This is a genomic window from Pseudomonas xionganensis, assembly GCF_009763245.1.
GTDB classification, from domain to species: Bacteria; Pseudomonadota; Gammaproteobacteria; order Pseudomonadales; family Pseudomonadaceae; genus Aquipseudomonas; species Aquipseudomonas xionganensis.
Map to the genome: position 1 here is coordinate 57,109 of NZ_WKJZ01000001.1, position 25,681 is coordinate 82,789.

21 protein-coding genes and 1 tRNA gene are annotated in these 25,681 nt (G+C 60.6%); 19 read left to right on the forward strand and 3 right to left on the reverse strand.

Annotated features, from left to right (window positions below; genetic code table 11):
• The first annotated feature begins 14 nt into the window (after positions 1–14).
• Complete coding sequence (locus tag GJV18_RS00260) at positions 15–470, forward strand: OmpA family protein (protein ID WP_233280056.1); 456 nt, start codon at positions 15–17, stop codon at positions 468–470.
• 66 nt (positions 471–536) lie between these two features.
• Here GJV18_RS00260 and folK read toward each other — a convergent pair whose 3' ends face one another.
• Entirely contained in the window at positions 537–1,061 is a 525-nt protein-coding gene (folK, locus tag GJV18_RS00265) for a 2-amino-4-hydroxy-6-hydroxymethyldihydropteridine diphosphokinase (protein ID WP_160342725.1), read from the reverse strand.
• Positions 1,052–1,408, reverse strand: a complete 357-nt coding sequence (gene folB / locus GJV18_RS00270) for a dihydroneopterin aldolase (RefSeq protein WP_160342726.1) — start codon at positions 1,406–1,408, stop codon at positions 1,052–1,054. Before folB ends, folK begins: the two co-directional genes overlap by 10 nt.
• A 74-nt stretch (positions 1,409–1,482) precedes the next feature.
• Between folB and plsY the strand changes: the two genes are divergently transcribed.
• Positions 1,483–2,052, forward strand: a complete 570-nt coding sequence (gene plsY, locus GJV18_RS00275; RefSeq protein ID WP_160342727.1) for a glycerol-3-phosphate 1-O-acyltransferase PlsY — start codon at positions 1,483–1,485, stop codon at positions 2,050–2,052.
• A gap of 19 nt (positions 2,053–2,071) precedes the next feature.
• On the opposite strand, the gene tsaD is transcribed toward plsY, so the two are convergent.
• On the reverse strand, positions 2,072–3,097 hold the full coding sequence (gene tsaD / locus GJV18_RS00280) for a tRNA (adenosine(37)-N6)-threonylcarbamoyltransferase complex transferase subunit TsaD (RefSeq protein ID WP_160342728.1): 1,026 nt from the start codon (positions 3,095–3,097) through the stop codon (positions 2,072–2,074).
• A gap of 204 nt (positions 3,098–3,301) precedes the next feature.
• On the opposite strand from tsaD, the gene rpsU reads away from it, so the two are divergent.
• The 17 genes from rpsU (at position 3,302) to GJV18_RS00365 (ending at position 25,648) form a co-directional block, all read left to right on the forward strand.
• Positions 3,302–3,517: a 30S ribosomal protein S21 gene (gene rpsU / locus GJV18_RS00285; protein ID WP_003290642.1), complete on the forward strand. Its 216-nt coding sequence runs from the start codon at positions 3,302–3,304 to the stop codon at positions 3,515–3,517.
• Positions 3,518–3,683: 166 nt separating this feature from the next.
• The gene (gene dnaG / locus GJV18_RS00290; protein WP_160342729.1) at positions 3,684–5,645 is read left to right on the forward strand and encodes a DNA primase; all 1,962 of its coding nucleotides are present in this window, start codon (positions 3,684–3,686) and stop codon (positions 5,643–5,645) included.
• 99 nt (positions 5,646–5,744) lie between these two features.
• Positions 5,745–7,589 (forward strand): RNA polymerase sigma factor RpoD, encoded by a 1,845-nt coding sequence (gene rpoD / locus GJV18_RS00295; protein WP_160342730.1) that lies wholly within the window; start codon positions 5,745–5,747, stop codon positions 7,587–7,589.
• 96 nt (positions 7,590–7,685) lie between these two features.
• Entirely contained in the window at positions 7,686–11,420 is a 3,735-nt protein-coding gene (locus GJV18_RS00300; RefSeq protein WP_160342731.1) for an EAL domain-containing protein, read from the forward strand.
• Positions 11,421–11,435: 15 nt separating this feature from the next.
• Positions 11,436–11,512, forward strand: a tRNA-Ile gene (locus tag GJV18_RS00305).
• A gap of 127 nt (positions 11,513–11,639) precedes the next feature.
• Entirely contained in the window at positions 11,640–12,698 is a 1,059-nt protein-coding gene (locus GJV18_RS00310) for a tyrosine-type recombinase/integrase (RefSeq protein ID WP_160342732.1), read from the forward strand.
• Positions 12,699–13,107: 409 nt separating this feature from the next.
• Complete coding sequence (locus GJV18_RS00315; protein WP_125873925.1) at positions 13,108–13,332, forward strand: DNA-binding protein; 225 nt, start codon at positions 13,108–13,110, stop codon at positions 13,330–13,332.
• Positions 13,329–14,156, forward strand: a complete 828-nt coding sequence (locus GJV18_RS00320; protein WP_160342733.1) for a hypothetical protein — start codon at positions 13,329–13,331, stop codon at positions 14,154–14,156. Before GJV18_RS00315 ends, GJV18_RS00320 begins: the two co-directional genes overlap by 4 nt.
• A 570-nt stretch (positions 14,157–14,726) precedes the next feature.
• Entirely contained in the window at positions 14,727–15,065 is a 339-nt protein-coding gene (locus GJV18_RS00325) for a hypothetical protein (protein WP_037025588.1), read from the forward strand.
• A gap of 164 nt (positions 15,066–15,229) precedes the next feature.
• Positions 15,230–18,706: a type I restriction-modification system endonuclease gene (hsdR, locus tag GJV18_RS00330; RefSeq protein WP_160342734.1), complete on the forward strand. Its 3,477-nt coding sequence runs from the start codon at positions 15,230–15,232 to the stop codon at positions 18,704–18,706.
• Between the two features lie 21 nt (positions 18,707–18,727).
• Positions 18,728–19,387: a hypothetical protein gene (locus tag GJV18_RS00335; protein ID WP_160342735.1), complete on the forward strand. Its 660-nt coding sequence runs from the start codon at positions 18,728–18,730 to the stop codon at positions 19,385–19,387.
• A 248-nt stretch (positions 19,388–19,635) separates the two neighbouring features.
• Entirely contained in the window at positions 19,636–20,823 is a 1,188-nt protein-coding gene (locus tag GJV18_RS00340; protein WP_160342736.1) for an AAA family ATPase, read from the forward strand.
• Positions 20,820–21,353 (forward strand): hypothetical protein, encoded by a 534-nt coding sequence (locus GJV18_RS00345; RefSeq protein WP_233280057.1) that lies wholly within the window; start codon positions 20,820–20,822, stop codon positions 21,351–21,353. Before GJV18_RS00340 ends, GJV18_RS00345 begins: the two co-directional genes overlap by 4 nt.
• A 132-nt stretch (positions 21,354–21,485) precedes the next feature.
• Positions 21,486–23,033, forward strand: coding sequence for a class I SAM-dependent DNA methyltransferase (locus tag GJV18_RS00350; RefSeq protein ID WP_160342737.1), 1,548 nt, complete (start codon positions 21,486–21,488; stop codon positions 23,031–23,033).
• Positions 23,026–24,375, forward strand: a complete 1,350-nt coding sequence (locus GJV18_RS00355) for a restriction endonuclease subunit S (protein WP_160342738.1) — start codon at positions 23,026–23,028, stop codon at positions 24,373–24,375. Before GJV18_RS00350 ends, GJV18_RS00355 begins: the two co-directional genes overlap by 8 nt.
• A complete protein-coding gene (locus GJV18_RS00360; protein ID WP_233280058.1) occupies positions 24,372–24,746 on the forward strand; it encodes a hypothetical protein in 375 nt (124 codons plus the stop codon). Before GJV18_RS00355 ends, GJV18_RS00360 begins: the two co-directional genes overlap by 4 nt.
• Before the next feature lie 35 nt (positions 24,747–24,781).
• Positions 24,782–25,648 carry a hypothetical protein gene (locus tag GJV18_RS00365; protein ID WP_160342739.1) on the forward strand — a complete coding sequence of 289 codons (867 nt, stop codon included), beginning with the start codon at positions 24,782–24,784 and terminating at the stop codon, positions 25,646–25,648.
• The last annotated feature ends 33 nt before the right edge of the window (positions 25,649–25,681 follow it).

Here is a 25,681-nt window from a genome sequence, read left to right on the forward strand (position 1 = left end):
TGGTTGTATTTGGAATGCTATGCGCCAGCACCCTGCTCGCCGGCTGCCAGAGCAGCCCCAAGGGCCTCAGCGCCGAACAGGTGGCGGTGCTCAAACAGCACGGCTTTCAATGGACCGACAGCGGCTGGGAGCTGGGCCTGTCCGGCAAGGTGCTGTTCGATACCGACTCGCAAGAGGTATCGAGCAACAGCCAGACCCAGCTCGGCACCATCACCCGCGCCCTGCTCAACGTAGGCATCGATCAGGTCAGCCTGGAAGGCCATACCGACAACGTCGGCTCGGCCAGCTATAACCAGCAGTTGTCGCTGCTGCGCGCCCAGGCCGTGGCCGGGGTCATGCAAGCGGCCGGCATGCAGGCGGAGAAGATCGAAACGCGCGGCATGGGGCAGAGCAAGCCCATCGCCGACAATGCAACAGCCGAGGGCCGCAGCGAGAACCGCCGAGTGGCGATTATCGTCAGCACACCTTAAGCGGCCGATTTAAACGCCGCGCAGCCATTTGCCCTCCCCCGACACAGACACAGGCGCCGACAGCGCTCAGGCGCCAAGCAGCTCGGTCGGGGTCAATTCGGCGCCGCGCCACTGGAAGGGCACCGGATGCAGCTGCTGCTGGATCTGCGCGGCCTGCCACAGCTCGGCAAAGCTGCGCTGCTCACCCGGATGCAGCGCATCCGGCACCAGCAAGGCCAGCGGCCAGAGGACGAAGGCGTTCTTGAGGATTTCCGCCCGGGGCAGGATCAGGCCATCGAAGTTACCCACCTGCTCGCCGTACAGCAGCACGTCGATATCCAGGGGCAGGCCCTTGCGCTCAGGGGCGTAGCGGCCATTCTGCGCCTCGATGAATTTCAGCCGGCGGTCCAGCTCGCCCAGCGGCAGGTCGCTGTAGCCGGCCACTACCAGATTGAAGAACGGCCCGCTCTTGATGCCCACCGCCTGGCTCTCGAACACCGGCGAGCAGCGCATCTCCTGCAGCAGCTCGGCCAGGGCATCGAGGCCGGCGCACAGGCGCGCCTCGCGCTCGATATTGCTGCCAAGCCCCAGCAGTACCGGCGTCAGCGACATCCGCGTTCGATCTCCACACCCACGCCACCACTGGCCGCCGGCACGGCGCCGGGCTTGGTCAGCTTGATGCGCAACCAGGGAATCTGGAACTCGGCCATCAGCAACTCGGCCAGACGCTCGGCAAAGGTTTCCACCAGAATAAACTGCGACTCACTGGCAAACGCCTGCACACGCTGCGAGACGCTGGCGTAATCCAGGGCCTTGTCCAGGTCATCGCCGGCAGCCGCAGGGCGGTTGTCCCAGCCCAGGTACAGATCCAGACGCAGGCATTGGCGAATCTGCCGTTCCCAGTCGTAAGCCCCGATCACCGTGTCGACTTCCAGACCTTCGATAAAAACTGTGTCCAAGCACGCTCTCCGCGGCACGACAAGGGAGCCGCACCTAGTTAGAATCGGGGCTTCCCCGCCCCGGAATGGATACCATGTTTTGGCTGTTGGCGCTCCTCGCCTATCTGCTCGGCTCGCTGTCCTTCGCCATCCTGCTCAGCCGCCTGGCCGATGGGCCGGACCCGCGCGCCAGTGGCTCGGGCAACCCCGGGGCCACCAATATGCTGCGGGTAGCCGGTAAACGCCTGGCCATCCTCACCCTGCTCGGTGATCTGCTCAAAGGCCTGCTGCCGGTACTGGCCGCCTACCTGCTGGGCTTCGACCTGCAGCACCAGGCCTGGATCGGCCTGGCCGCGGTGATCGGCCACCTCTATCCGCTGTACTTTCGTTTCCAGGGCGGCAAGGGCGTGGCCACCGCCGCCGGCATGCTCCTGGGCCTGTATCCACCGGCCGCACTACTGGCCATCAGCGCCTGGCTGCTGACCTTTGTTCTGACTCGCACCAGCTCACTCGCCGCCCTGATCGCCACACCCCTGACCCTGCCCCTGCTGGCCTGGCAGCAACCTGCAGCACTGCTGCCGGTCTGCGCGCTTACCGGGCTGATCGTCTGGCGCCATCGCGGCAATCTACGCGACCTGATGGCCGGGCGTGAACGACACTTCTAATAAACAAGCTGAAGCCGGCTCATAACGCCGGCAACTGCTCCATCGGCCAGCGGGCCTGCACCTTGATACTCAGGTCTTCGTGCTGCCCGGCCAGCAGACGCTGGCATCCGGCGTAGGCGATCATCGCACCGTTGTCGGTGCAGAAACGCGGCCGCGCGTAGAACACCTGGCCCTTCAACTCACCCAGCATGGTTTCCAGGGACTGACGCAGAGACTGGTTGGCACTGACCCCACCGGCGATCACCAGACTGTTCAGCCCCGTCTGCTTGAGCGCGCGCTTGCACTTGATGGTCAGGGTGTCGACCACCGCCTGCTGGAAGGCCAGGGCGATATCGCAGCGGGTCTGCTCGCTGTCATCACCCGCCTCGCGGCACTGCTGCCAGGTATTCAGGGTAAAGGTCTTGAGGCCGCTGAAGCTGAACTCCAGCCCCGGCCGGTCGGTCATCGGCCGCGGGAACTTGAAGCGCCCAGGCACGCCTTGCTGGGCCAGACGGGCAATCTCCGGGCCACCGGGATAGGGCAGGCCCATCAGCTTGGCGGTCTTGTCGAAGGCCTCGCCGGCGGCATCGTCCAGAGACTCGCCGAGCAGCTGGTATTGGCCAATGCCATCGACCCGCACCAGCTGGGTATGGCCGCCGGATACCAGCAAGGCGACGAACGGAAAAGCCGGCGGCTGTTCTTCCAGCATGGGCGCCAGCAGATGGCCTTCCATATGGTGCACACCGAGGGCCGGAATATCCCAGGCAAAGGCCAGGGCCTGGGCGCAGGAAGCACCCACCAGCAGCGCCCCGACCAGACCGGGGCCGGCGGTATAGGCGATGGCGTCGATATCGGTGGCGACGCAGCCGGCCTCATCCAGCACCTGGCGGATCAACGGCAGCATGCGCTTGACGTGATCGCGCGAAGCCAGCTCCGGCACCACGCCGCCATAGACCCGATGCAGATCGATCTGACTGAACAGGGCATCGGCCAGCAGGCCGCGCTCGCTGTCATAGAGCGCGACACCGGTTTCATCGCAGGAGGTTTCCAGTCCCAGAACCAGCATGGGGAGAGCCTTTAATAAGGAAGGGGCATGACAAAGGCGCGCATAATAATGGCCGACGCCGCATGCCGGCCAGCGCTTTTCGATCAGAGGCTTTGCATTCCGCGCGATGAGGCGGTAACATCCGCAACCCTTAAAAACCTACGTTCTCCCGCGCCTTTTTGCCAGGAGTACGTGACCCCCGGTAAAAAAGAAGGTACGCCCTGGATGCCAGCCGTCAAAGTTAAAGAGAACGAACCCTTCGACGTAGCTCTGCGTCGTTTCAAGCGCTCCTGCGAAAAAGCCGGTGTACTGGCTGAAGTACGTTCGCGCGAATTCTACGAAAAGCCGACCGCCGAGCGTAAGCGCAAGGCTGCTGCCGCTGTTAAGCGTCACGCCAAGAAAGTGCAGCGCGAACAGCGTCGCAGCGTTCGTCTGTACTAAGCACTGCGGCTTTCGCCTGCACACTTAGCTACACGCACAACGCCTGATGCCCGGCCACGGCCGGGCTTCGCTATTGGACTCCGCGCCACCCACGGGTGACGATCGGAGTCTTTTAGTTTTTGCCGCCTCTACTCCGCTGCCTTGCGCAGCACTATGCTGAGCGCCTATGGCCGGCCTGATCCCACAGTCCTTTATCGATGACCTGCTCAACCGCACCGACATCGTCGACGTGGTCAGCTCGCGCATTCAGCTGAAAAAGGCCGGCAAGAACTACACCGCCTGCTGCCCCTTCCACAAAGAGAAAACCCCCTCGTTCAGCGTCAGCCCGGACAAGCAGTTCTACTACTGCTTCGGCTGCGGTGCCGGCGGCAATGCCCTGGGCTTTGTCATGGACCACGACCAACTGGACTTCCCCCAGGCGGTCGAGGATCTGGCCAAGCGCGCCGGCATGGAAGTGCCACGCGAAGAAGGCGGCCGCAACAGCAAGCCGCGCCAACCCAGCGATTCGCCCCTCTACCCGCTGCTGGAGGCCGCCGCCGAGTACTACAAGCAGGCCCTGAAGAACCACCCGGCGCGCAAGGCCGCGGTGAACTACCTCAAGGGTCGCGGCCTGTCCGGGGAAATCGCCCGTGACTTCGCCATGGGCTTTGCCCCGCCCGGCTGGGACAACCTGCTCAAGCAACTGGGTGGCGACGCACTGCAGCAGAAGGCCATGATCGACGCCGGCCTGCTGATCGACAACGCCGAGAACGGCCGACGCTACGACCGTTTTCGCGACCGCATCATGTTCCCCATCCGCGACAGCCGTGGCCGGGTGATTGCCTTCGGCGGCCGGGTACTGGGCGATGAAAAGCCCAAGTACCTGAACTCGCCGGAAACCCCGGTATTCCACAAGGGCCAGGAGCTGTACGGCCTGTTCGAGGCACGCAAGCACAATCGCGACCTTGACGAGATCATGGTGGTCGAGGGCTACATGGATGTCATCGCCCTGGCCCAGCAGGGTCTGCGCAACGCCGTGGCCACCCTGGGCACCGCCACCAGCGAAGAACACCTCAAGCGCCTGTTCCGTATCGTACCCAGCGTGCTGTTCTGCTTCGACGGCGACGCTGCCGGGCGCAACGCCGCCTGGCGCGCCCTGGAAGCCACCTTGCCCAATCTGCAGGACGGCCGCCGCGCGCGCTTTCTGTTCCTGCCCGACGGCGAAGACCCGGACACCCTGGTACGCAGCGAAGGCACCGACGCCTTCCGCGCGCGCATCAACCAGCACGCCCAGCCCCTGGCCGACTACTTCTTCCAGCAACTCACGGAAGAAGCTGACCCGCGCTCGCTGGAAGGCAAGGCGCACCTGGTGACCCTGGCCGCACCGCTGATCGACAAGATCCCCGGCAACAACCTGCGCACCCTGATGCGCCAGCGCCTGAGCGAAATCACCGGCCTCTCCGGCGACACCCTCAACCAGCTGCAGGACACCCCCCGCAGCACCCCAGGTGCCTCATCCAGCCCAACGGCGAACAGCGCACCGCCGAGCGACTATCCGGATTACCCGGATATTCCCGACAGCGCCTACCACGAGGCCGGCCCGGACTTCGCCAGTTATGAGCAAGCCGCTGCGCAACCGAGCTTTGAGCGCGCACCGGGCAAGGGCAAAGGCAACTGGAAGAAAGAAGGCGGCAAGTGGAGCAAGAAGGGCCAGGGCGATTATGCCCCGCCGCGCACCGCCATCAGCGTCGAATCGCCGCACCTGAGCGCCCTGCGCACCCTGCTGCACCACCCGCAGCTGGCGCAGAAAGTCGAGGATGTCAGTCACTTCGCCGGCGAAGACGACACCTACGCCCAGCTGCTGGTGGCCTTGCTCGGCGCGCTGCAGAAGAACCCCCAGCTGCGCTCGCTGCAACTGATCGCACGCTGGCACGGTACCGAACAGGGCCGTCTATTGCGCGCCCTGGCCGAGAAGGAATGGCTGATTTCGGCCGACAACCTTGAACAACAGTTTTTCGACACTATAACTACCTTAGTAGCCCGCCAACGTGAGCGCAGCCTGGAACATTTGCTGCGTAAAGCCCGTCAAAGCGAGTTAAGCGCAGAAGAGAAAGATCAGCTGCGCCACTTGCTGAGCCGCAACCCATAAACCGGTGATTCCTCGCCTCAACTGGCGCTCAAAGGTGTTACTCAGGTATAATCCGCGGCTTGTTTTTAGCCCGCCAAGACCTTCAGTGGATAGGGTGTTATGTCCGGAAAAGCGCAACAGCAATCTCGTTTGAAAGAATTGATCAGCCGCGGTCGTGAGCAGGGTTACCTGACTTACGCGGAGGTCAATGACCACCTGCCGGAGGATATTTCCGATCCGGAACAGGTGGAAGACATCATCCGCATGATCAATGACATGGGTATCAACGTATTCGAGACTGCCCCGGATGCGGATGCCCTGCTGTTGGCCGAAGCCGATACCGACGAAGCCGCCGCTGAAGAAGCCGCCGCTGCGTTGGCTGCTGTGGAAACCGATATCGGCCGCACCACCGACCCGGTGCGCATGTATATGCGCGAAATGGGTACCGTGGAGCTGCTGACCCGCGAAGGCGAGATCGAAATCGCCAAGCGCATCGAAGAAGGCATCCGCGAAGTCATGGGCGCCATCGCCCATTTCCCCGGCACCGTGGACAGCATCCTCGCCGAATACAACCGCGTCACCACCGAAGGTGGTCGCCTGGTTGAAGTCCTCAGTGGCTATATCGACCCGGACGACGACGTCGTGCCGGCCGAAGCCGCCGCCCCCATCCCTGCCAAAGACGGTGACGCCGCCGATGACAGCGATGATGAAGACGACGACGCCAGCGACGACGAGGAAGAAGAAGGCGACGGCGGCCCGGACCCGGAGGAAGCGGCTCGCCGCTTCACTGCCGTAGCCGAGCAGCTGGAAAAAGCTCAGAAGGCCCTGAAGAAGCACGGCCGCAGCAGCAAGCAAGGCATCAGCGAGCTGGTCGCCCTGGCCGAGCTGTTTATGCCGATCAAGCTGGTGCCCAAGCAGTACGACGCCCTGGTCACCCATGTGCGCAGCGCCCTGGAGCGCCTGCGCGCCCAGGAACGCGCCATCATGCAGCTGTGCGTGCGTGATGCGCGCATGCCCCGCGCCGACTTCCTGCGCCTGTTCCCGGGCAACGAAGTGGACGCCGACTGGGCCGTTGGCCTGGCCAAGGGCAAGGCCAAGTACGCCGAAGCCATCGGCGCCCTGCAGGCCGATATCCAGCGCTGCCAGCAGAAGCTCGCCGACCTGGAAGCCGAGTGCAACCTGACCCTGGCCGAGATCAAGGACATCAACCGGCGCATGTCCATCGGCGAAGCCAAGGCTCGCCGCGCCAAGAAGGAAATGGTTGAGGCCAACCTGCGCCTGGTGATCTCGATCGCCAAGAAGTACACCAACCGCGGCCTGCAGTTCCTCGACCTGATCCAGGAAGGCAACATCGGCCTGATGAAGGCGGTGGACAAGTTCGAATACCGTCGCGGTTACAAGTTCTCGACCTACGCCACCTGGTGGATTCGCCAGGCGATCACCCGCTCGATCGCCGACCAGGCGCGCACCATCCGTATTCCGGTGCACATGATCGAGACGATCAACAAGCTCAACCGTATCTCCCGCCAGATGCTGCAGGAGATGGGCCGCGAACCGACCCCGGAAGAGCTGGGCGAGCGCATGGAAATGCCCGAGGACAAGATCCGCAAGGTATTGAAGATCGCCAAAGAGCCGATCTCCATGGAAACCCCGATCGGCGACGACGAAGACTCGCACCTGGGCGACTTTATCGAGGACAGCACCATGCAGTCCCCGATCGACGTCGCCACGGTCGAAAGCCTCAAGGAAGCCACCCGCGAAGTCCTTTCCGGCCTCACCGCCCGGGAAGCCAAGGTGCTGCGCATGCGCTTCGGCATCGACATGAACACCGACCATACCCTTGAGGAAGTCGGCAAGCAGTTCGATGTGACCCGCGAGCGTATTCGTCAGATCGAGGCCAAGGCGCTGCGCAAGCTGCGCCACCCGACGCGAAGCGAGCACCTGCGCTCCTTCCTCGACGAGTAAAACCAGAACCCCCGGCCAAAAGCGGGGGTTTTGCTTTTCACCCCCGGCCAACTGCGGTCTACACTGCACAGTATCCCCGCAAGACGAGCCGCCCCCATGTCGCGTGTTTCGGCCACCCTCCTGTTGTGTCTGGCCATCTGGACCTTGCCGGCTGCCGCCCTGCAACTGACGCCGGACGAGCAGCAATGGCTGCGCGACAACCCCGAACTGCGCCTGGGCATCGACAACGCCTGGCCGCCCTTCGAGTTTCGTGACAAGCAGGGGCAGTACAGCGGCCTGGCTGCCGACTATGTCCAGCTGATCGAACAGCGTCTGAATATCCGCCTGACGCCCGCCCCACTGGACGACTGGAGCGAAGTGATGAAGCAGGCCAGGGCCGGCCAGCTGCACCTGCTACCCGCGGTCATGGCCACCCCCGAGCGCCAGCAATACCTGAGCTTTACCCGCCCCTACCTGGACTTTCCCATTGTCATCCTCACCCATGAGCAAGGCCCGCAGCCGCGCAACCTGCGCGAACTGAGCACAGCACGGGTCGCGGTGGTGGCCGACTATGCGCCCCACGAACTGCTGCGCAGCCTGCACCCGCAGATCCAGCTGCTGCCACGGCCCACGGTGTCCGCCGCCCTGCTCGCCCTGTCCACCGGCGAAGCCGACGCCATGGTGGGCGACCTCGCCTCCAGCGTGTGGAACCTGCGCCAGCTCAAGCTTGACGGCATCCTGGTCAACGGCGAAACCCCGTATCGCTACCAGCTGACCATGGCCGCCCCGAAAGACCAGGCCATCCTGATCGGCATCCTCGACAAGGTCTTCGCCGACCTGGGACCGGCACAGATGCAAGCCCTCCAGGACAAGTGGGTGCAGGGCCTGATCGACCGCCGCCCGTTCTGGCGCAGCCTGCTCCTGTTTGGCCTGCCGGGCCTGCTGATTGCCCTGGCCATCATCGCCAGCATCCTGCGTATCAACCAGCGCCTGCGCCAGGAAATGACCAGCCGCAGCCGCCTGGAAGAACAGCTGCGCCACAGCGAAGCCCACTACCGCGGCCTGGTGGAAAACCTCAACGCCGTCGCCTGGCAAATGCGCCCCAGTGACTTCTGCTTTACCTATGTCGCGCCCCAGGCGGAGAAATGGCTGGGCTACCCCCTGCACGAATGGCTGCAACCCGACTTTCTCGGCCGCGTGATGCACCCCGACGACATGCAGCGCACCCTGGATTACTGTCGCAGCGAAACCCTGGCCGGGCGCGACCACAGCATGGACTACCGCATGCGCGCCGCCGATGGGCGAGTGATCTGGGTGCGCGATATCGTCACCCTCAGCACCCAGGCCGTAAACGAGGACCTGCGCGGCCTGATGATCGATATCACCGCCGAGAAAACCACCGAGCAGGCCCTGGCCCTGTCCGAACAGAAATTCGCCTCGGTTTTCCACAACTGCCCCGACGTCATCGCCCTGATCGACATGGACAGCGGACGCCTGCTGGAGGTCAACCACACCTTCGAGCAGCAGTTCGGCATCAGCGCCGCCGAGGCCATTGACCATACCAGCACCGAACTGGGCCTGTGGATTGAACAAGGCATCGGTCCACGCATCCTGCAGATGTTGCGTGAACGCAACCTGCACAATATCGAAGGTGCCTTCCGCCGCCGCGACGGCGGCGAATTCACCGGCCTGATCTCGGCGCAGAAGATCGCCCTGGCCAACCGCCCCACCCTGGTCGTGGTGGTGCGCGACATCAGCGAGCTGAAAGACACCCAACAACGCCTGCAACTCTCCGAAACCAAGTTCGCCAAGGCCTTCCATGCGTCTCCCGACGGCCTGCTGATTACCCGCGTGAGCGATGGCCACCTACTCGACGTCAACCAGGGTTTCAGTCAGATCACCGGCTACAGCATCGAAGAGGCCAGCGAAAGCTCCACCGTGCAGCTGGGCATCTGGGACAATCCTGAAGACCGTCTGCGCATGATCGGCATCCTGCAGAAAAGGGGCTCAGTGGCCAGCTTCTGCGCCAATATCCGGCGCAAGGACGGCAGCCTGCGCTACTGCGAAATGTCCGTGCAGCCCATGCAGGTCGGGGGTGATGCCTGCATGCTCACCATCGCCCGCGACATCACCGAACGCACCCAGATGCAGGAGCGTCTGCAACAGGCTGCCACCGTCTTCGAAAGCACCGCCGAAGGCGTGATGATCACCGATATCGAACAACGTATCACCGCCGTCAACCGGGCCTTCACCAGCATCACCGGCTACAGCGAAAGCGAAGCCCTGGGCCAGTCGCCACGCCTGCTGGCCTCCGGCAACCACGACAGCGCCTTCTTCGTGCGCCTCTGGCACAGCCTGGCCGCCTCCGGCCACTGGCAGGGCGAGATCTGGAACAAGCGCAGGAATGGCGAACTCTTTCCCAGCTGGCTGACCATCAGCACCGTGCATGACGACAGCGGGCGCATCACCCACTTCGTCGGCGTATTTGCCGATATCAGCTCGCTCAAGCACGCCCAGGCCCGCCTTGATCACCAGGCCCACCACGATTCGCTCACCGGCCTGCCCAATCGCATGCTGTTCGAGGCCCGCCTGCGCCATGCCCTGGAAGAAGCGCGCCAGGAGAGCCTGCAAGGCGCCGTGCTGTTTATCGACCTGGACCGTTTCAAGCACATCAACGACAGCCTCGGCCACCCGGTGGGCGACCTGCTGTTGAAAAGCATCGCCCTGCGCCTGAAAAACCAGCTGCGCGACATCGACACCGTGGCCCGCCTGGGCGGCGACGAATTCATCATCCTGCTGCCCGGCCTGCACGCCTTCAGGGACGCCGAACAGGTGGCGCAGAAACTGCTCGGCTGCTTCAACCAACCGTTCAAGGTGGATACCCAGGAACTCTTTATCAGCGCCAGTATCGGCATCAGCCTTTACCCGGAAGACGGCGACGACGTCGCCAGCCTGATCAAACACGCCGACGCCGCCATGTATCGCTCCAAGGCCCGCGGGCGCAACCGCATCGAGCGCTACACCCGCGACCTGACCTTCCAGGCCACCGAACGCGTGGCCATGGAGCGTGAACTGCGCCGCGCCATCGAACAGAACCAGCTGCAACTCTATTACCAGCCCAAACGCAGCCTGCGTGACCAGAGCCTGGTCGGTGCCGAAGCCCTGCTGCGCTGGCATCATCCGGAATTCGGCGAAATTGCCCCCGACCGCTTTATCCCCCTGGCCGAAGAAACCGGGCTGATCATCCCCCTCGGCGACTGGGTACTGGAGCAGGCCTGCCGACAGATGCAGCAATGGCACAACCAGCATGCCCCCTTCGGCCCGCTGTCGGTCAACCTCACCGGCATCCAGCTGCGCCAGCCGCACCTGCTGCAGCGCATCGCCAGCCTGCTGGAAGACCACCAGCTGCCGGCCAGCCTGCTGCAACTGGAAATCACCGAGAGTTTCATCATGAACAAGGCCGAAGAAGCCCTGAGCCTGCTGCACCAGCTCAAAGCCTTGGGCGTGCAACTGGCCATCGACGACTTCGGCACCGGCTACTCCTCGCTCAGCTACCTCAAGCGCCTGCCGGTAGACACGCTGAAAATCGACCGCTCCTTTGTCAGCGACCTGCCCGACGACGCCAACGACGCCGCCATCACCCGCGCCATCATCGCCCTGGGCCGCAGCATGCAGCTGACCGTGATCGCCGAAGGGGTGGAAACCAAGGCCCAGGAACTCTTCCTTGCCGCAGAAGGCTGCGAACAGATCCAGGGCTTCGTCATCAGCCGCCCCATTCCCGCCGACGCCTTCGCACAAAACTTCCTCGAACCCCGCCACGCGGTTGGCGCGGGCCAGACTGCATCGGTATAATCCGCCGGCCTCTGAGGGCCTATAGCTCAGTTGGTTAGAGCAGAGGACTCATAATCCTTTGGTCCACGGTTCGAGTCCGTGTGGGCCCACCACCTTCAAAGCCGCGCACTGCGCGGCTTTTTACTTTCTGCAGCGCAACGCTGCGAAACAGTCCTATAGTCCAAAGGTACAAATTCGGTACAGTGCCGGTACAGCCGCACGCCTTTGGAGCTCAAAAACATGGCCACGATTGTCAAAACCGAAGCCGGTACCTGGAAAGCCTTGGTGCGCAAAACTGGCTGGCCGACCAACACTAAAACCTTCCGAACCAAACGTGATGCCGAAGACTGGGCGCGCCGCACCGAAGATGAAATGGTCAGGGGCGTGTACATCCAGCGCAGCGGCTCCGAACGCATGACCTTGGAGAAAGCCCTTGAACGCTATCTGGCCGAGGTGACGCCCAGCAAGAAACCTACCACGCGGAAGGCGGAAGTCACCAAAGCCAAGCAGCTGATCCAGCATCTAGGAAAATACTCCCTGGCTGCCCTCTCCGCCGAGATCATCGCCAACTACCGCGACACCCGCCTAGGCACCCTGAGCAAGCGCGGCGCCCCTACCAGCAACAATACCGTGCGCCTGGAGCTTGCCCTGCTCAGCCACCTGTTCACCGTGGCCATCCAGGAATGGGGCCTGGGGCTCACCTTCAATCCAGTATTGAATATCCGCAAACCAAGCCCTGGTGATGGGCGCGACCGCAGGCTAAGCGCCGAAGAGGAAAGACACCTGCTCGCCGCAGTGAACAACCACAGCAACCCCATGCTGGGCTGGATCGTCCGCATCGCCCTGGAGACCGGCATGCGCTCGTCAGAGATTACCGGACTACGTTGCCAGCAGGTCGACCTGAAAAAGCGCGTGGTGCGCCTTGCAGACACCAAGAACGACAGCGCCCGAACTGTCCCCCTCACCAAGCTGGCCACCGAGACTTTCAAGTCAGCCCTGGAGAACCCCGCTCGCCCCAAGGACTGCAATCTGGTGTTCTTTGGCGAACCGGGAAAGGACGACAAACGCCGCCCCTATGCCTTCACCAAGACCTGGGGGCTGCTGAAGAAAAAACTCGGCATGCCCGACCTGCGATTCCACGACCTGCGCCATGAGGCTGTTAGCCGGCTGGTCGAGGGCGGCCTATCCGACCAGGAGGTGTCCGCCATCAGCGGGCACAAGTCGATGCAGATGCTGAAACGTTACACGCACCTGCGCGCCGAGGATCTGGTTGCGAAGCTGGACAAACTAGATCGGTAGCAATAGGACTAATCAGACTTTATTTGTTCAAGCTGGATCGAAAGAAACTATGGCCCCTGCAGCCCGGCGGACAAGTCCACCGAACTGCAGGGGCCTTGCCGTAAATGGGTAATGCCGTGCATCGACATACAGCGCAGATCAGGTCCCGGCTTAAAGCCTCATCGCCAAGACCATATCATCCACTCCACATCACCCATGCTGTAACAATTTAATTCAGAAAAAATACTAGTGAAATCAACTACCGACTCGAAACAGGGACAACCAAACAAGGACAGATATCCGCAAAAACACTCAAAGCATGTGTTTGACTGCGTAGATTGACAGCAAATAACCTGAAGCCATCGCCACTTAGCGAAAATAAACGCTAGCTGGAGAAACCAGCATAATCGATGCTTTAGGAGCATATAAAATGAATACAGAACAACTACTACTTGATAAATTTCAAGGCTCCCCTCTACTTTCAATCGAACAAGTCGCAGACATTCTTCATAGAAGTAAAGATGGATTACGCATAACTCTATCTGGAAACTCTGAGCTCGCCCAAAAACTGCGGGATACCCGGCTTAAAATCGGTCGCCGTGTTTACTTCAAAACTCAAGGCATTGCGCGGCTGATTGATGAGGCCAGCGCATGAGCAGGCAACGCACTATCAATGATTCTGCATTCTGGCGGTCGCCTAAAATGGCTGGCAGGACTCAGGAAGACAGGTCGACGCTCACCTATCTGCTGACCTGCCCCTTCAGCAACATCATTGGCGCCTACCAGATTGTTCCGCGCATTGCTGCGTCTGAAATGGGCTGGGATACCGAATCCCAATTCATGCCGATTTTGCGCCGGCTACAAGATGCAGGCTTCATCGAATACGAACCAGAGCAGAGCTACGTGTGGGTTCACATCTGGTGGGATCACAACTCCCCGCGCATGGCCCTAGGACCAACGCTTCGGCAGAAGACATTCAACCAGATTCGGGAGCTACCCGAGCAATGGCGCACGCTTTACACCGATGACTTGATCCAACGGCTCCCCGAGAACGGAGAGCTCCGAGGGCTCGTCTCCAACGCTTTTAGCCCTTCATCGGCAGCAGATGAAGGCTCCCCAGATAGGTTATCGATACCCTATCCATACCCTATCGATAGGGGGCGGGTTAACTATAACTATAACTATAACCCTACTACACCGGAGCCCGAGCCACTTGGGCAGTTATCCACAGGCGAGCGGGAGCAAATTACCGTTTTGCTACGCAACACACCGGATCAGGAAGCAAGATTTCTACTGGCCGAGCTGTCCAAAGCGATGGCGCGTCCTGGGCACATAACGCAGTCGCCCATTCAGTATTTTCATGGACTCCTTCAGCGCCATCGTAGCGGCGACTTTGTCCCGACTACCCAAGGAGCAAAAACAGCAGCCACGCTCGCAAGAAGCCAGCTCAAGGCAATGGTAGTTAGTGGCAGGAGGTAGGCTTTGTATTCAACGCAGCACCAGACTGTTGCTTTCTTGTTGTCTCCCAGTTGTCTTTCAGTTGCCTACTGTTGCTTTTCTGTCTTCTAAGTGTTCTCTAACTGTTGTCTTTCTGTCTTCAGAATGTATTCATCTTCGACCGGAGTGCTTTGCATCAAAGTTGAGTGATTTCTGCATCATTCCTGGATGATTTTTGCATCATCCCTGCCTGATAAATGCGTGATCTGCTTCTTTCTTGCTATCTAACTGCTATTTAGCTGCTATTTAGCTGCTACCTGATTGCTACTTTTGAGCTACCTCTGCCAACGGACAAGCCGTTGGGGATTACACAGACCCTCTTGATAGCAGTTTCCCTTAAAAACCGAGGTGTTCTGGGGATGTTGGCTGCCCTTAAAACACAGCTTTTTTGCTATACACCATACGCACCTTGCAGGCGCACTCAAGGCATTGATTTTAATAGAGTTTTCGACAAATAAGCCATTAAAGCTGTATTGCGAGGCGACTACACACCAAGCTGAAACCCCCATTCTACAAGGGGGCAGCTGTATACGGAGGCGACTACGGAGCGATATGAGACTAGCGGACGCAATACCACTCCGCCTGACGGTGGAAAAACGAGAGCTGTACGAGGCCCAGGCGATGGCAGCAGAGCTACCGCTGAGCACCTACCTACGCAACCGGCTGGAACGCGAAGATGCCGTCATGGATGAGTTGCAGATGCTCAGGCGAGCAGTCGAGCGGATGACAGATCTGGCACCTGGAGAGCCCCAAGGCAGTAACGGCCTGCAAGGCATGGATGGCGTACTGCTGGAAATGTTGCTGACCTTGCGACAACTGGGCGGCGCTAAAAACGACCTAGCGCAGAAGGAAATTGCGCGTCAGGGCTATGAGGCATGGAGCGCAAAGTGAAACGCGGCTGAGGAAGGCCCGTGGCCTGCCGCGCACGGGCAAAGCTGAATACTGAGCAACTCAGTGCCATGGCCAAACTCGGCTCACCTTCGTTAAGCTGCAGCCACTTACGCGTAATAGAGCCCGTTTGGCGTAATGAGTGGAACGTAACCGAAGGATCGACCATGGCAGCCAGCAGTAATTTCGCCTTTCTCCAGGAGCACGACCCGGTTTTCCTGCAGCTTGCGAGCACAGCCGAGCAGGTCTTCGCCAGCGATCCCAACACCACCCTGATCAAGTTGCGTCAACTCGGCGAAGCCTTGGCCCAGGATTTGGCCAGTCGCGCCGGCATCGAGTTCGATGCCACCACCACGCAGTCCGATCTCCTCTACAAGCTCAGCCGCGAGATCCAGTTGGATCAGAACATCCGCAGCCTGTTCCATACCCTGCGCGTCGAGGGTAACAAGGCAACCCACGAGTTTCGCACTCAGCACCGTGAGGCCATGGATGGGCTGAAGGTCGCCCGCGCCCTAGCCATCTGGTATCACCAGTGCTTCGGCAAGAACGCCCATACGTTCAAACCCGGCCCCTTCGTCACCCCCGCAGACCCCAGCGCTCCGCTGCGCGACCTGCAAAGTCAGATCGAACAGCTCAAGACGCAGCTCAGCGAATCCAGTCAGCAGTTGGAAAGCAACCAGCAACTGGCCGAGCTGCACAGGCGCGAAGCCGAAGAATACGCCGTGCTTGCCGAGCAGATGGATGCCGAATCACGCAGCCATAAGCAGCTAGCAGCCGAACACGAAGCCGCATTGCAAAAGCTGCGCAGTGAGCACGAACAAAGCCTCAAAGCTCTGCAGCAGCAACTGGCAGCCCAGCCCCAAGCCAGCAAACAGGTCGCCAAGCTGACTCAGCAGGCCAGCAACAGCTTCGACCTATCCGAAGACCTGACCCGCATCTTGATCGACCAACAGTTGATAGATGCCGGCTGGGAGGCCGACTCCCTCGACCTCACCTACGGCAAGGGAGCGCGCCCGGAGAAGGGCAAGAACAAGGCCATTGCCGAGTGGCCCACCAGCAGCCCCAAAGCCTGCGCTGACTACGTGCTGTTCGCCGGCCTCACGCCCATTGCCATCGTTGAAGCCAAGCGTAAGCGCATCAATATCGCCGACCGCATCCCCCAGGCCGAGCGCTATGCCCGTGAGTTCAACTTGACGACCGAGCATCAGCAGCCCTGGCTGCTAGCGGGTCAAACGCAACCCTGGAACGATGGCCAGGGTGGCCACTTCCGCGTGCCCTTTGCCTTTGCCTGCAACGGCCGGCCCTTTATCAAGCAGCTCGCCGAACAGTCCGGCACCTGGTTCCGTGACCTGCGCAGCCCGGCCAACACGCGCAGGCCGCTGCCTGACTTCCACACCCCGAATGACCTGCTCGACCTGCTCAAACGCAGCCAGGCAGACGCCGAAACCAAGCTCAAGGCCGAAGGCTTCGCCTACCTCAAGCTGCGCGACTACCAGGAAAAAGCCATCCAGGCCGTGGAGCAGGCCCTGGCCAACAATCAGCGTGACTGCCTGCTGGCCATGGCCACCGGTACCGGGAAAACCCGCACCATCATTGGCCTGATGTACCGTTTTCTGAAGGCCGAACGCTTCAAACGCATCCTCTTTCTGGTTGACCGCAGCGCCCTCGGCCAACAGGCCATTGACTCGTTCAACGACACCACGCTTGAGCAGAACCACACCCTGGCGCAGATCTACGACATCAAAGAGCTGGGCGATATGGCCGCCGAGGCGGAAACCCGCGTCCAGGTCGCCACCGTGCAAGCCATGGTCAGCCGCATCTTCCGCTCGGATAACCCGCCGCCCGTGGGCGAGTTCGACTGCATCATCGTCGACGAAGCCCACCGGGGTTATACCCTCGACCAGGAAATGACCGAAGGCGAACTGGCCGTGCGTGATCACAGCCAGTACCTCTCGCAATACCGCCGCGTGCTCGACCACTTCGACGCCTGCCGTATCGGCCTCACCGCCACCCCGGCCAAGCACACCAGTGAGATATTCGGTAAACCGGTGTACACCTACAGCTACCGCGAGGCCGTGGCCGACGATTGGCTGGTAGATCACGAACCACCGATCCGCTACGAAACCCAGCTCAGCAAGCACGGCATCCGCTTCGAGAAAGGCGAGTCGGTCAGCGTTATCAACACCCAAACCGGCGAAGTCGACGTAGCCGAGCTGGAAGATGAACTCAGCTTCAACATCGAGTCGTTCAACCGCCGCGTGATCACCCCGGCCTTTGACAAGGTCATCTGTGATGAACTGGCCAAGGAGCTGGACCCGTTTGGCGAAGAGAAGACCATGATCTTCTGCGTCAACCAGGCCCATGCCGAGCGGGTCAAGAACCTACTCGACGAAGCCTTCAAAGAAGCCTACGGCGAGCAGTACAACCAGGCCGCAGTGGAAATCATCACCGGCCAGAGCGACAAGGTTGAAACGCTGATTCGCCGCTACAAGAACGAGCCCACCCCCAATATCGCCATCACTGTCGACCTGCTCACCACCGGTATCGACGTACCGAAAATCTGCAACCTGGTGTTCATGCGTCGCGTACGTTCGCGCATCCTCTACGAGCAGATGAAAGGCCGCGCCACCCGTCGCTGCGACGACATCGGCAAAACCGTATTCCGCATCTACGACCCCGTCGATCTTTACGCCAGCCTGGAAGCGGTCGACACCATGAAGCCCCTGGTGAAGAACCCCAACATCAGCCTGGAGCAACTGGTCAGCGAACTCACCAGCGGAGCCAGCCATGACGCACCCGGCAGCCAGGACGACAGCAGCCACGCCCATGACGTGCTCGACCAACTGAGCCAGCGCGTCATGCGTATCCTGCGCAAGGCCCAGCACAAGGCCGAGGACAAACCCACGCTGAAGAAAAAGCTCGATGAGCTTCAAGAAGTGTGGGGCGTTGAGCCGGCCCAATTACATAAACATCTGCACGACCTTGGCCCGCAGCAAGCGGCCAACTTCGTCCGCCAACACAGCCAGTTGCTCAACCAGCTCGCTGCCGTCAGCGCCCTGCTCGGTTCGGAGAACTACCCGGTTATCTCCACCCACAGCGACGAACTACTGCTGCGCGAGCAAAACTACGGAAAAAACCAGAAGCCGGCTGACTACCTGGAAAGCTTTAACGACTTTATTCGCACCCAGCTCAACCAGTCCGCCGCCCTTGGCGTGGTGGTCAACCGCCCCCGCGACCTGACCCGCGAGCAACTGCGCGAAGTCCGCCTGCTGCTCGACCAGCATGGTTTCAGCGAAGCCAGCCTGAAAAGCGCCTGGCGCAATCAGACCAACCAGGAAATCGCCGCCAGCATCATCGGCTATATCCGCCAGGCCGCCATCGGCGAGGCCCTATTGCCCTTCGACCAGCGTGTGGCCCAGGCCATGCAGACCATCTACAGCCTGCAGCCCTGGACGCCCGTGCAACGCAAATGGCTGGATCGTCTGGCCAAGCAACTGGTGCATGAGGTGGTCATCGACCCGCAGCAGGTCAACGATGCCTTCCGTAACGATGGCGGCCTCAAGGCGCTGGATCGCAACCTGGGCGGCAACCTGGATACAGTACTGGACACGCTCAACCAACATCTCTGGCCCCAGGCCAGCTAACCCAACGGCAAGGAAGTCCCCATGCAAAAGCTCCCCCAAACCCTAATTGGCAGCGTGCTGCTCGGTGCCTGCTCCCTGGCCCAAGCAAGCACCGTGGCCGAAGTATTCAACGGTGAAATGCTCGGCACCAACCAGCGCTACTTCGAGTCCATTGCGGGCATCCCTCGCGAGTCCTTTGGCGACGAGCACAAGTTCCGCGTTCAGGGCTGCAACATCACCGCCACCATGACTGAAGGCAGCGTCAGTACGTTGCGCCTGGAACTAACCCCCCAGTGCCAAGCCGACCTGACTCAATTCGTTGGCGATTACGCACCGACCCCTGGCCAACCCCTGACCTTCGGTGCGTTCGAACAAGCCTCCGGCGGCGGCTTGAGCTACCACGCCGATTGCCTGAGCGGTTGCGGCAACTCATATGACCCATCCGTTTACGGCCACTGGGAAGGCCCGCGCGCTGTCGATTTTATGGAAGTGCTGCTGGAAGCCGTGCAGGTTGAGGACGCTGCCATTGAGGCCGCCGATATCTGGCGTAACCAGATGATCAAGACCATGGGCGAGGACTGGGTTATGGATGGCCAGTTCAACTGCAACCGCCAGTTCGACCCCGTTGCCCGGCAAGCCCTCAACGCTGTTCAGGTCACGGCCGTCACTGTCGGCCAGCAACTGCGGGTACCCGGCTGCTGAAACGAAACACAGAGCCGGTTAGCCCACACAATTGGCTCACCCAATGAGCCGAATAAACCTGCTAATCGGCTCACAGCTAAGCGGCCTGTCGATGTCCCCACCCAGCCCCCGGCCGCTCAGCTACCCCGCTGTGGGAGCACTAAGCGCAACCCGCCCGCATCAACACGCTAAGACCTCTCTACTTTTACGCTTGCCAAAAACTCAATTAAAGCCAAGAATCAACAAAATTTCGTTAGAAGTTGAAGAATATGATCAAGTCCATGCGTATCTCGAACTTCTACAGCTTTGCTGGCGAAACCGAAGTCGACTTCACCCTCGGCAAGAAACCCACCCCCTCCGGCTTCGATATCGACCTGGCTGATGGCAGCAGGCTGAACAAAGTCATAGCGGTGGTTGGGGCCAATGGTTCAGGCAAGACACAGCTCATCAAGCCACTGGCGTTTCTCAGTTGGTTCATCTGTGATTCGTTTCTGGAGAACGACCCAGACAGTGCGATTTTTTACCGCCCCCATCGTCTGCACGCCTCAGAAGAGACGCTCATAGAAATCGACTTCCTGCTGGCCGGCGTCGAACATCGCTATCAGCTCGCCCTTCAGTCGGGGCAGGTGATCCGAGAAGTTCTGCTGCAACGAACCAGCAGCCAGTTCAGTTACCTGTTCCGCCGCGAGCGTCATGGCGAAGGCTTCAGCTTCAAGCAAAAAGGCTTTCCCTTCCCCAAGGCCCAGGCCGAAAGCATTCGTGCCAATGCGTCACTGCTGGCCGCCGCCCACAGCTACGACATTCGCGAAGCGCAACCTTTCATCGAGTATTTCGAGCGGGTGACCAGCAACGTCAACGCCATGGGCCGGCGCCACTTCCAGCATGGCGAGGTGTTTGTCGCAGCGAGGGATTATGAGCAGGTACCCCAGCTCAAGGTGCGGATGGTGGAAGCCATGCGCGAGTTTGACCTTGGCCTGAGCGACATCGCCATTCGCCAGCGCGTAATTACCCGTGAAGATGGCAGCGCCAGTACGCTACACGAAGCCTTCGGACTGCACCGCAACAACGCTGGCCACGAGTTCGAGCTGAGCTTCTTTGACGAATCCAGCGGTACACAGTCCGCTTTCGTGCTGCTAGGGAAAATCCTGCATGCCTTGGAGTATGGCGGTATCGCCGTTATCGATGAAATCGACAACGACCTGCACCCACACCTGATGCCACGCATTCTCGACTGGTTTCGTTTCGAACACAGCAATCCGCATCAGGCCCAACTGATCTTCACCTGTCACACACCGGAGCTGCTCAACCATCTGCAGAAGCATCAGGTCTACCTCTGCGAGAAGCGTGACCAATGCTCCGAAGCCTGGCGCCTGGATGAAGTTCAGGGCCTACGAGCCGACGACAACCTTTATGCCAAATACATGGCAGGTGCCCTTGGTGGGGTGCCGGATCTATGAAGCGAGCAGTGCGCAAAGCGCAGCGCAATCTCATGCGCAGCACCCTGCTGGTGGTGGGCGAAGGGGCGGATGACCGAGCCTTCGTAACCCATATGAAACAGCTCTACTGCCCGCGCGACAGCGGCATCAGCGTCAAGGTCGAAGCGGGTGATGGCGGCTCGCCGGGCAACGTCATCACCCACGCCATTCGCAAGTACCAGGGCAAGGACTATGACCGACGTCTGTTCCTGCTGGATGCCGACCTGCCACCTGACGAAGCTGACTACAAACGCGCCGCCAAAGAGGGCTATGAAATCATTCTTTGGCGGCCACAGTGCCTTGAAGGTGCTTTGCTCGATACCTTGGGCGAGCAGGTGGGTGAACACGAAAGCAGCCAACAGCTCAAGGCTCGCCTGCATCCTCGCCTGGATGGCAGACACACTGACGCCGCCGCCTACGCAACGCTCTTCACCCGGCAGATACTGGATGCCGGGCGAAATACCGCCGTCACCCAGGTACGCACAGCATTACAGCCCCCCGCTGGTAACTAAGGCGCGCATGGCCATCCTTGAAAAGCCCCGCTTTGGCCACTACCCTCGGCAACCACATACCCGCCATGCCTCTGACTGCGCCGGCAGCCACGCACAAATCGTGCGGGTTTTTTATTTCTGCTAGGAAGCCCCATGACCAACTCCGATATCGTTCAGAAGCTCTGGAACCTCTGCGACGTACTGCGCGACGACGGCATCAACTACAGCGACTACGTCACCGAGCTGGTCTTGCTGCTGTTTATCAAGATGGAATACGAGCAAGTCCAGAACAACGATAACTTCGCCCACAAGCTGCCTGAGGGGGCACGCTGGCCCGATCTGGCCGACAAATCCGGTCTCAACCTGCTCGATCACTACAGGCAGATGCTGCTGGATCTGGGCAAGAACAGCGACCCGCTAATCGCCGCCATCTACGCCGACGCGCAAACGCGCCTGAAAGAACCGCGTCACCTGGAACAGTTGATCAAAAGCCTGGACGGCATCGACTGGTTCAGCGCCCGCCAAGATGGTCTGGGCGATCTCTACGAAGGCCTGCTGGAGAAGAACGCCAGCGAAACCAAATCCGGCGCGGGCCAGTACTTCACTCCGCGTCCGTTGATCGACAGCATCATCAACTGCCTCAAGCCGCAGCCCGGTGAAACCATCCAGGACCCGGCTGCTGGCACCGCAGGCTTCTTGATTGCCGCCGATGCCTATATCAAGCAGCACACCGACGACCTTTACGACCTCGATGAGAAAGCTCGTAGCTTCCAGCGCAACCGCGCCTTTGTCGGCATCGAACTGGTGCCCGGCACCCGCCGCCTAGCCCTGATGAACACCTTGCTGCACGGCATGGAAGGCGATGAGGAAGGCGTGGTGCACCTGGGCAACGCCCTCGGTAAGACCGGCGCCAACCTGCCCAAGGTCGACGTGATCCTCTCCAACCCGCCGTTCGGCACCGCCAAGGGCGGCGGCGGCCCGACCCGCGACGACCTCACCTACCGCACCAGCAACAAGCAGCTGGCCTTCCTTCAGCACATCTACCGCGGCCTCAAGCCCGGCGGCCGCGCCGCCGTGGTGCTGCCAGACAACGTGCTGTTCGAGGCCGGCGTCGGCACCGACGTACGCCGCGACCTGATGGACAAGTGCAACCTGCACACCATCCTGCGTCTACCCACCGGCATCTTCTACGCCCAGGGCGTAAAGACCAATGTGCTGTTCTTCCAAAAAGGCACGCAGGCCAATCCGCGTCAGGAACAGGGCTGCACCCAGCGCGTGTGGATTTTTGATCTGCGCAGCAATATGCCGAGCTTCGGCAAACGCACGCCCTTTGGCGCGGCGCACCTCAAACCCTTCGAGGACGCCTACGGCGATGATCCCAACGGCCACAGCCCGCGCGCCGAAAACGTCGAAGGGATTGGCGAGCTGAGCCGCTTCCGCGTTTTCACCCGCGAGCAGATCCGCGAGCGTGGCGACTCGCTGGATATCAGCTGGCTCAAGGACGACAGCAGCCTCGATGCCGCCGACCTTCCGGCCCCGGAAGTGCTGGCCGGCGAGGCCATGGCCGAACTGACCGAAGCGCTGCATGAGCTGGAAGAGCTGATGAAGGCGCTGGGGGCTGGCGATGAAGTGGCGGCGCAGAAGCAGTTGATGGCGGAGGTGATGGGGCTTTCGGTGGTTCAGGAGGCTGGGGATGAGTGAGTTGCCAGAGGGGTGGGCAATAACCTCACTCGGTGAGATCGCTGTCTGGGGATCAGGCGGAACACCGTCTCGCAGTGAGCCCAGCTTCTACGGCGGCTCAATACCCTGGATCAAAAGTGGCGAGCTTAATTCTCGCTACGTAAAAAGCACCGAAGAGAGCATTACTGAAGCAGCCGTGAGTGGGTCTAGTGCCAAAATCTTTCCTGCTGGCTCAGTAGCTATTGCGATGTACGGGGCCACCATCGGTAAAACAGCCATTCTCGGAGTTGATGCAGCAACGAACCAAGCATGTGCTGTAGGTATTCCAGTCGAAGGCCTGACCGATACGGATTTCTTGTACCGACTGCTACAGAATGAAAAAGATGCCTTCATTGAAAAAGGAAAGGGCGGAGCTCAGCCGAACATTTCACAGGCAGTGATTAAGGCGCATGAAATCAGCTTGCCGCCGCTCGCCGAACAAACCCGCATCGCCGCCAAACTCGACGAACTGCTGGCCCAGGTCGATACCCTCAAAGCCCGCATCGACGGCATCCCCGCGCTGCTCAAACGCTTCCGCCAATCCGTCCTCGCCGCCGCCGTTTCCGGGCGGTTGACGGAGGAGTGGCGAGCTACGCTACAAAGCGCTGAATGCTGGAAAACAGTGCCCGTAGGTGCTTTGTGCAGTAGCGCATTCGACGGCCCATTCGGCTCAAAGCTCAAATCAGATGACTACACAGCAGAAGGTGTCCGTGTCGTCCGACTTGAGAATATCGGCCATCTGAGCTTTATCGGAGAGAAGAAGACATTTATTAGCGTGGCAAAGCACGCTGAACTCTCCAAAAACACGCTTAGAACGGGCGACATCCTGTTTTCCTCGTTCGTAGATGAAGAGATTCGTGTATGTCGCCTCCCCAAGAGCGAGGAGGTCTTCATCAACAAAGCAGACTGTTTCTGCCTGCGCATAGATGACACTACTGCGAATCCATCCTTCGTGATGTACGCACTGGCAGCCAAACACACCTACCAACGAATTAGGGAATCCGTTCACGGGGCAACACGGCCGCGGATTAATCTTGGTTTCTTAAAAAGCTTTGAGATTGAACTCCCGCCGCAGGCCGAACAAACCGAAATCGTCCGCTGCATCGAACAGCTCTTCGCCTTCGCCGACCAACTGGAAGCCAAAGTTGCCTCGGCCAAAAGCCGTATCGACCAGCTGACCCAAAGTATCCTGGCCAAGGCTTTCAGAGGCGAACTAGTGCCGCAAAACCCGAGCGACGAACCGGCCAGCGTGCTGCTGGAACGCATCCAAGCCCAACGCGCCGCCACGCCCAAAGCCAAGCGCGGCAGAAAGGCATCGGCGTGAGCCGCGTCGAACAACTCTTCGCCTTGGCGAATCACATCCCTGTGATTCGCCCTTCGGGCCAGCCTGCTGCTGTCCAAAATCGCTCCCGGCGATTTTGTGCCGACCAGCTGGAAGCCAAGGTCGCCTCGGCCAAACGCCGTATCGACCACCTGACCCAAAGCATGGACTCGCGCGTCCCTGCGCTCGGGCCTTCGGCCCAGCCTGCGGCTGCCCAATATCGCTCCCGGCGATATTGTCTGGCCAAAGCCTTCAGAGGCGAACTGGTCCCCCAAGACCCGAACGACGAACCGGCCAGCGTGCTGCTGGAGCGCATCCAAGCCCAACGCGCCGCCGCGTCCAAGACCAAGCGCGGCAGAAAGGCTTCGGCATAAACACACTCTTCACCCGCTAACGCAGGAGCTGCCGCATGAACCCCAAGGACTGGATTGATTTGCTGCAGCGCTTGTTTGCCTGGCTCAGTGAGCGGCGCAACCCGGTACGCCAGCAGGCAGCACGCGTACTGGCGACCTTCGAAGCCCATGGCGTGGCCCGCACTGAGATCAATGCCCTGCTGCCGGAAGCGCTACAGCTAAGTGCCTACCAATGGTCGAATGCCGATCAGCTCAAGCTGGTCTTGCGGCAGACACATCTCGATTGGCTCAACCAGCATTTCGCGCTGGAAGAAGGCTGGCTGACCGGGCAAAGCGACTCAGCCCACCAGCACCTCTTCAGCTACAAAGCGCCGGGGGAGCTGCATCAATGGTTTCAGGAGCAGCGCACACCTGAGGCCGACTTCGAATTCAAACTGCATCTGCTCACACCCGACATCCGCGAAATCGGGCCAGACTCAGAAGGCTATTACGCCCTAGTTTTGGAGCGGTTAGACGAAGACCATTCGGCGTGCAGGCGCTTTTACCACCTCACCGAAGGTGCAGACTTCAAGCATTGGCCCAGCCTGATTCATCTTCTGCAGGTGTTAGCAATTGCCCATCACCACGGTGCCCTCATGCGCCGCTCGCAGCTGGATGCGGCTTCCCTGTATCAGCTGAGCCACCATAAAGGGCTTATTCCCCACTGGCTGGACAGATGCCACCCTCACCCCCTGGAAGCCGACCATGAGCTATGGCCACACTACTCCGGGCACTCCCCATGGCTCGATGAACTGCGCGCAGAGGCCGAACAGGGCCTACGCCGCGCCGGGCTAACCGAGGTGTTGGAACAGTTGCACAACGATACCCTGCGTTATTCACGCAAGCCCAGCAGCGGCCATTTGGCGACACCCGTGGCCCGCTGATTCTCGGGCGGGTTTGTCCGCCAGAATTCTTTC

Coding starts and splice junctions, on each gene's coding strand:
- plsY (WP_160342727.1), top strand. CDS start 1,483: ATGTTTTGGCTGTTGGCGCTCCTCGCCTATCTGCTCGGCTCGCTGTCC.
- folK (WP_160342725.1), bottom strand. CDS start 1,061: ATGTCGCTGACGCCGGTACTGCTGGGGCTTGGCAGCAATATCGAGCGC.
- GJV18_RS00325 (WP_037025588.1), top strand. CDS start 14,727: ATGAGACTAGCGGACGCAATACCACTCCGCCTGACGGTGGAAAAACGA.
- GJV18_RS00345 (WP_233280057.1), top strand. CDS start 20,820: ATGAAGCGAGCAGTGCGCAAAGCGCAGCGCAATCTCATGCGCAGCACC.
- GJV18_RS00320 (WP_160342733.1), top strand. CDS start 13,329: ATGAGCAGGCAACGCACTATCAATGATTCTGCATTCTGGCGGTCGCCT.
- GJV18_RS00350 (WP_160342737.1), top strand. CDS start 21,486: ATGACCAACTCCGATATCGTTCAGAAGCTCTGGAACCTCTGCGACGTA.
- GJV18_RS00365 (WP_160342739.1), top strand. CDS start 24,782: ATGAACCCCAAGGACTGGATTGATTTGCTGCAGCGCTTGTTTGCCTGG.
- GJV18_RS00355 (WP_160342738.1), top strand. CDS start 23,026: ATGAGTGAGTTGCCAGAGGGGTGGGCAATAACCTCACTCGGTGAGATC.
- GJV18_RS00310 (WP_160342732.1), top strand. CDS start 11,640: ATGGCCACGATTGTCAAAACCGAAGCCGGTACCTGGAAAGCCTTGGTG.
- rpsU (WP_003290642.1), top strand. CDS start 3,302: ATGCCAGCCGTCAAAGTTAAAGAGAACGAACCCTTCGACGTAGCTCTG.
- rpoD (WP_160342730.1), top strand. CDS start 5,745: ATGTCCGGAAAAGCGCAACAGCAATCTCGTTTGAAAGAATTGATCAGC.
- GJV18_RS00340 (WP_160342736.1), top strand. CDS start 19,636: ATGATCAAGTCCATGCGTATCTCGAACTTCTACAGCTTTGCTGGCGAA.
- GJV18_RS00335 (WP_160342735.1), top strand. CDS start 18,728: ATGCAAAAGCTCCCCCAAACCCTAATTGGCAGCGTGCTGCTCGGTGCC.
- GJV18_RS00315 (WP_125873925.1), top strand. CDS start 13,108: ATGAATACAGAACAACTACTACTTGATAAATTTCAAGGCTCCCCTCTA.
- tsaD (WP_160342728.1), bottom strand. CDS start 3,097: ATGCTGGTTCTGGGACTGGAAACCTCCTGCGATGAAACCGGTGTCGCG.
- dnaG (WP_160342729.1), top strand. CDS start 3,684: ATGGCCGGCCTGATCCCACAGTCCTTTATCGATGACCTGCTCAACCGC.
- GJV18_RS00300 (WP_160342731.1), top strand. CDS start 7,686: ATGTCGCGTGTTTCGGCCACCCTCCTGTTGTGTCTGGCCATCTGGACC.
- hsdR (WP_160342734.1), top strand. CDS start 15,230: ATGGCAGCCAGCAGTAATTTCGCCTTTCTCCAGGAGCACGACCCGGTT.
- GJV18_RS00260 (WP_233280056.1), top strand. CDS start 15: ATGCTATGCGCCAGCACCCTGCTCGCCGGCTGCCAGAGCAGCCCCAAG.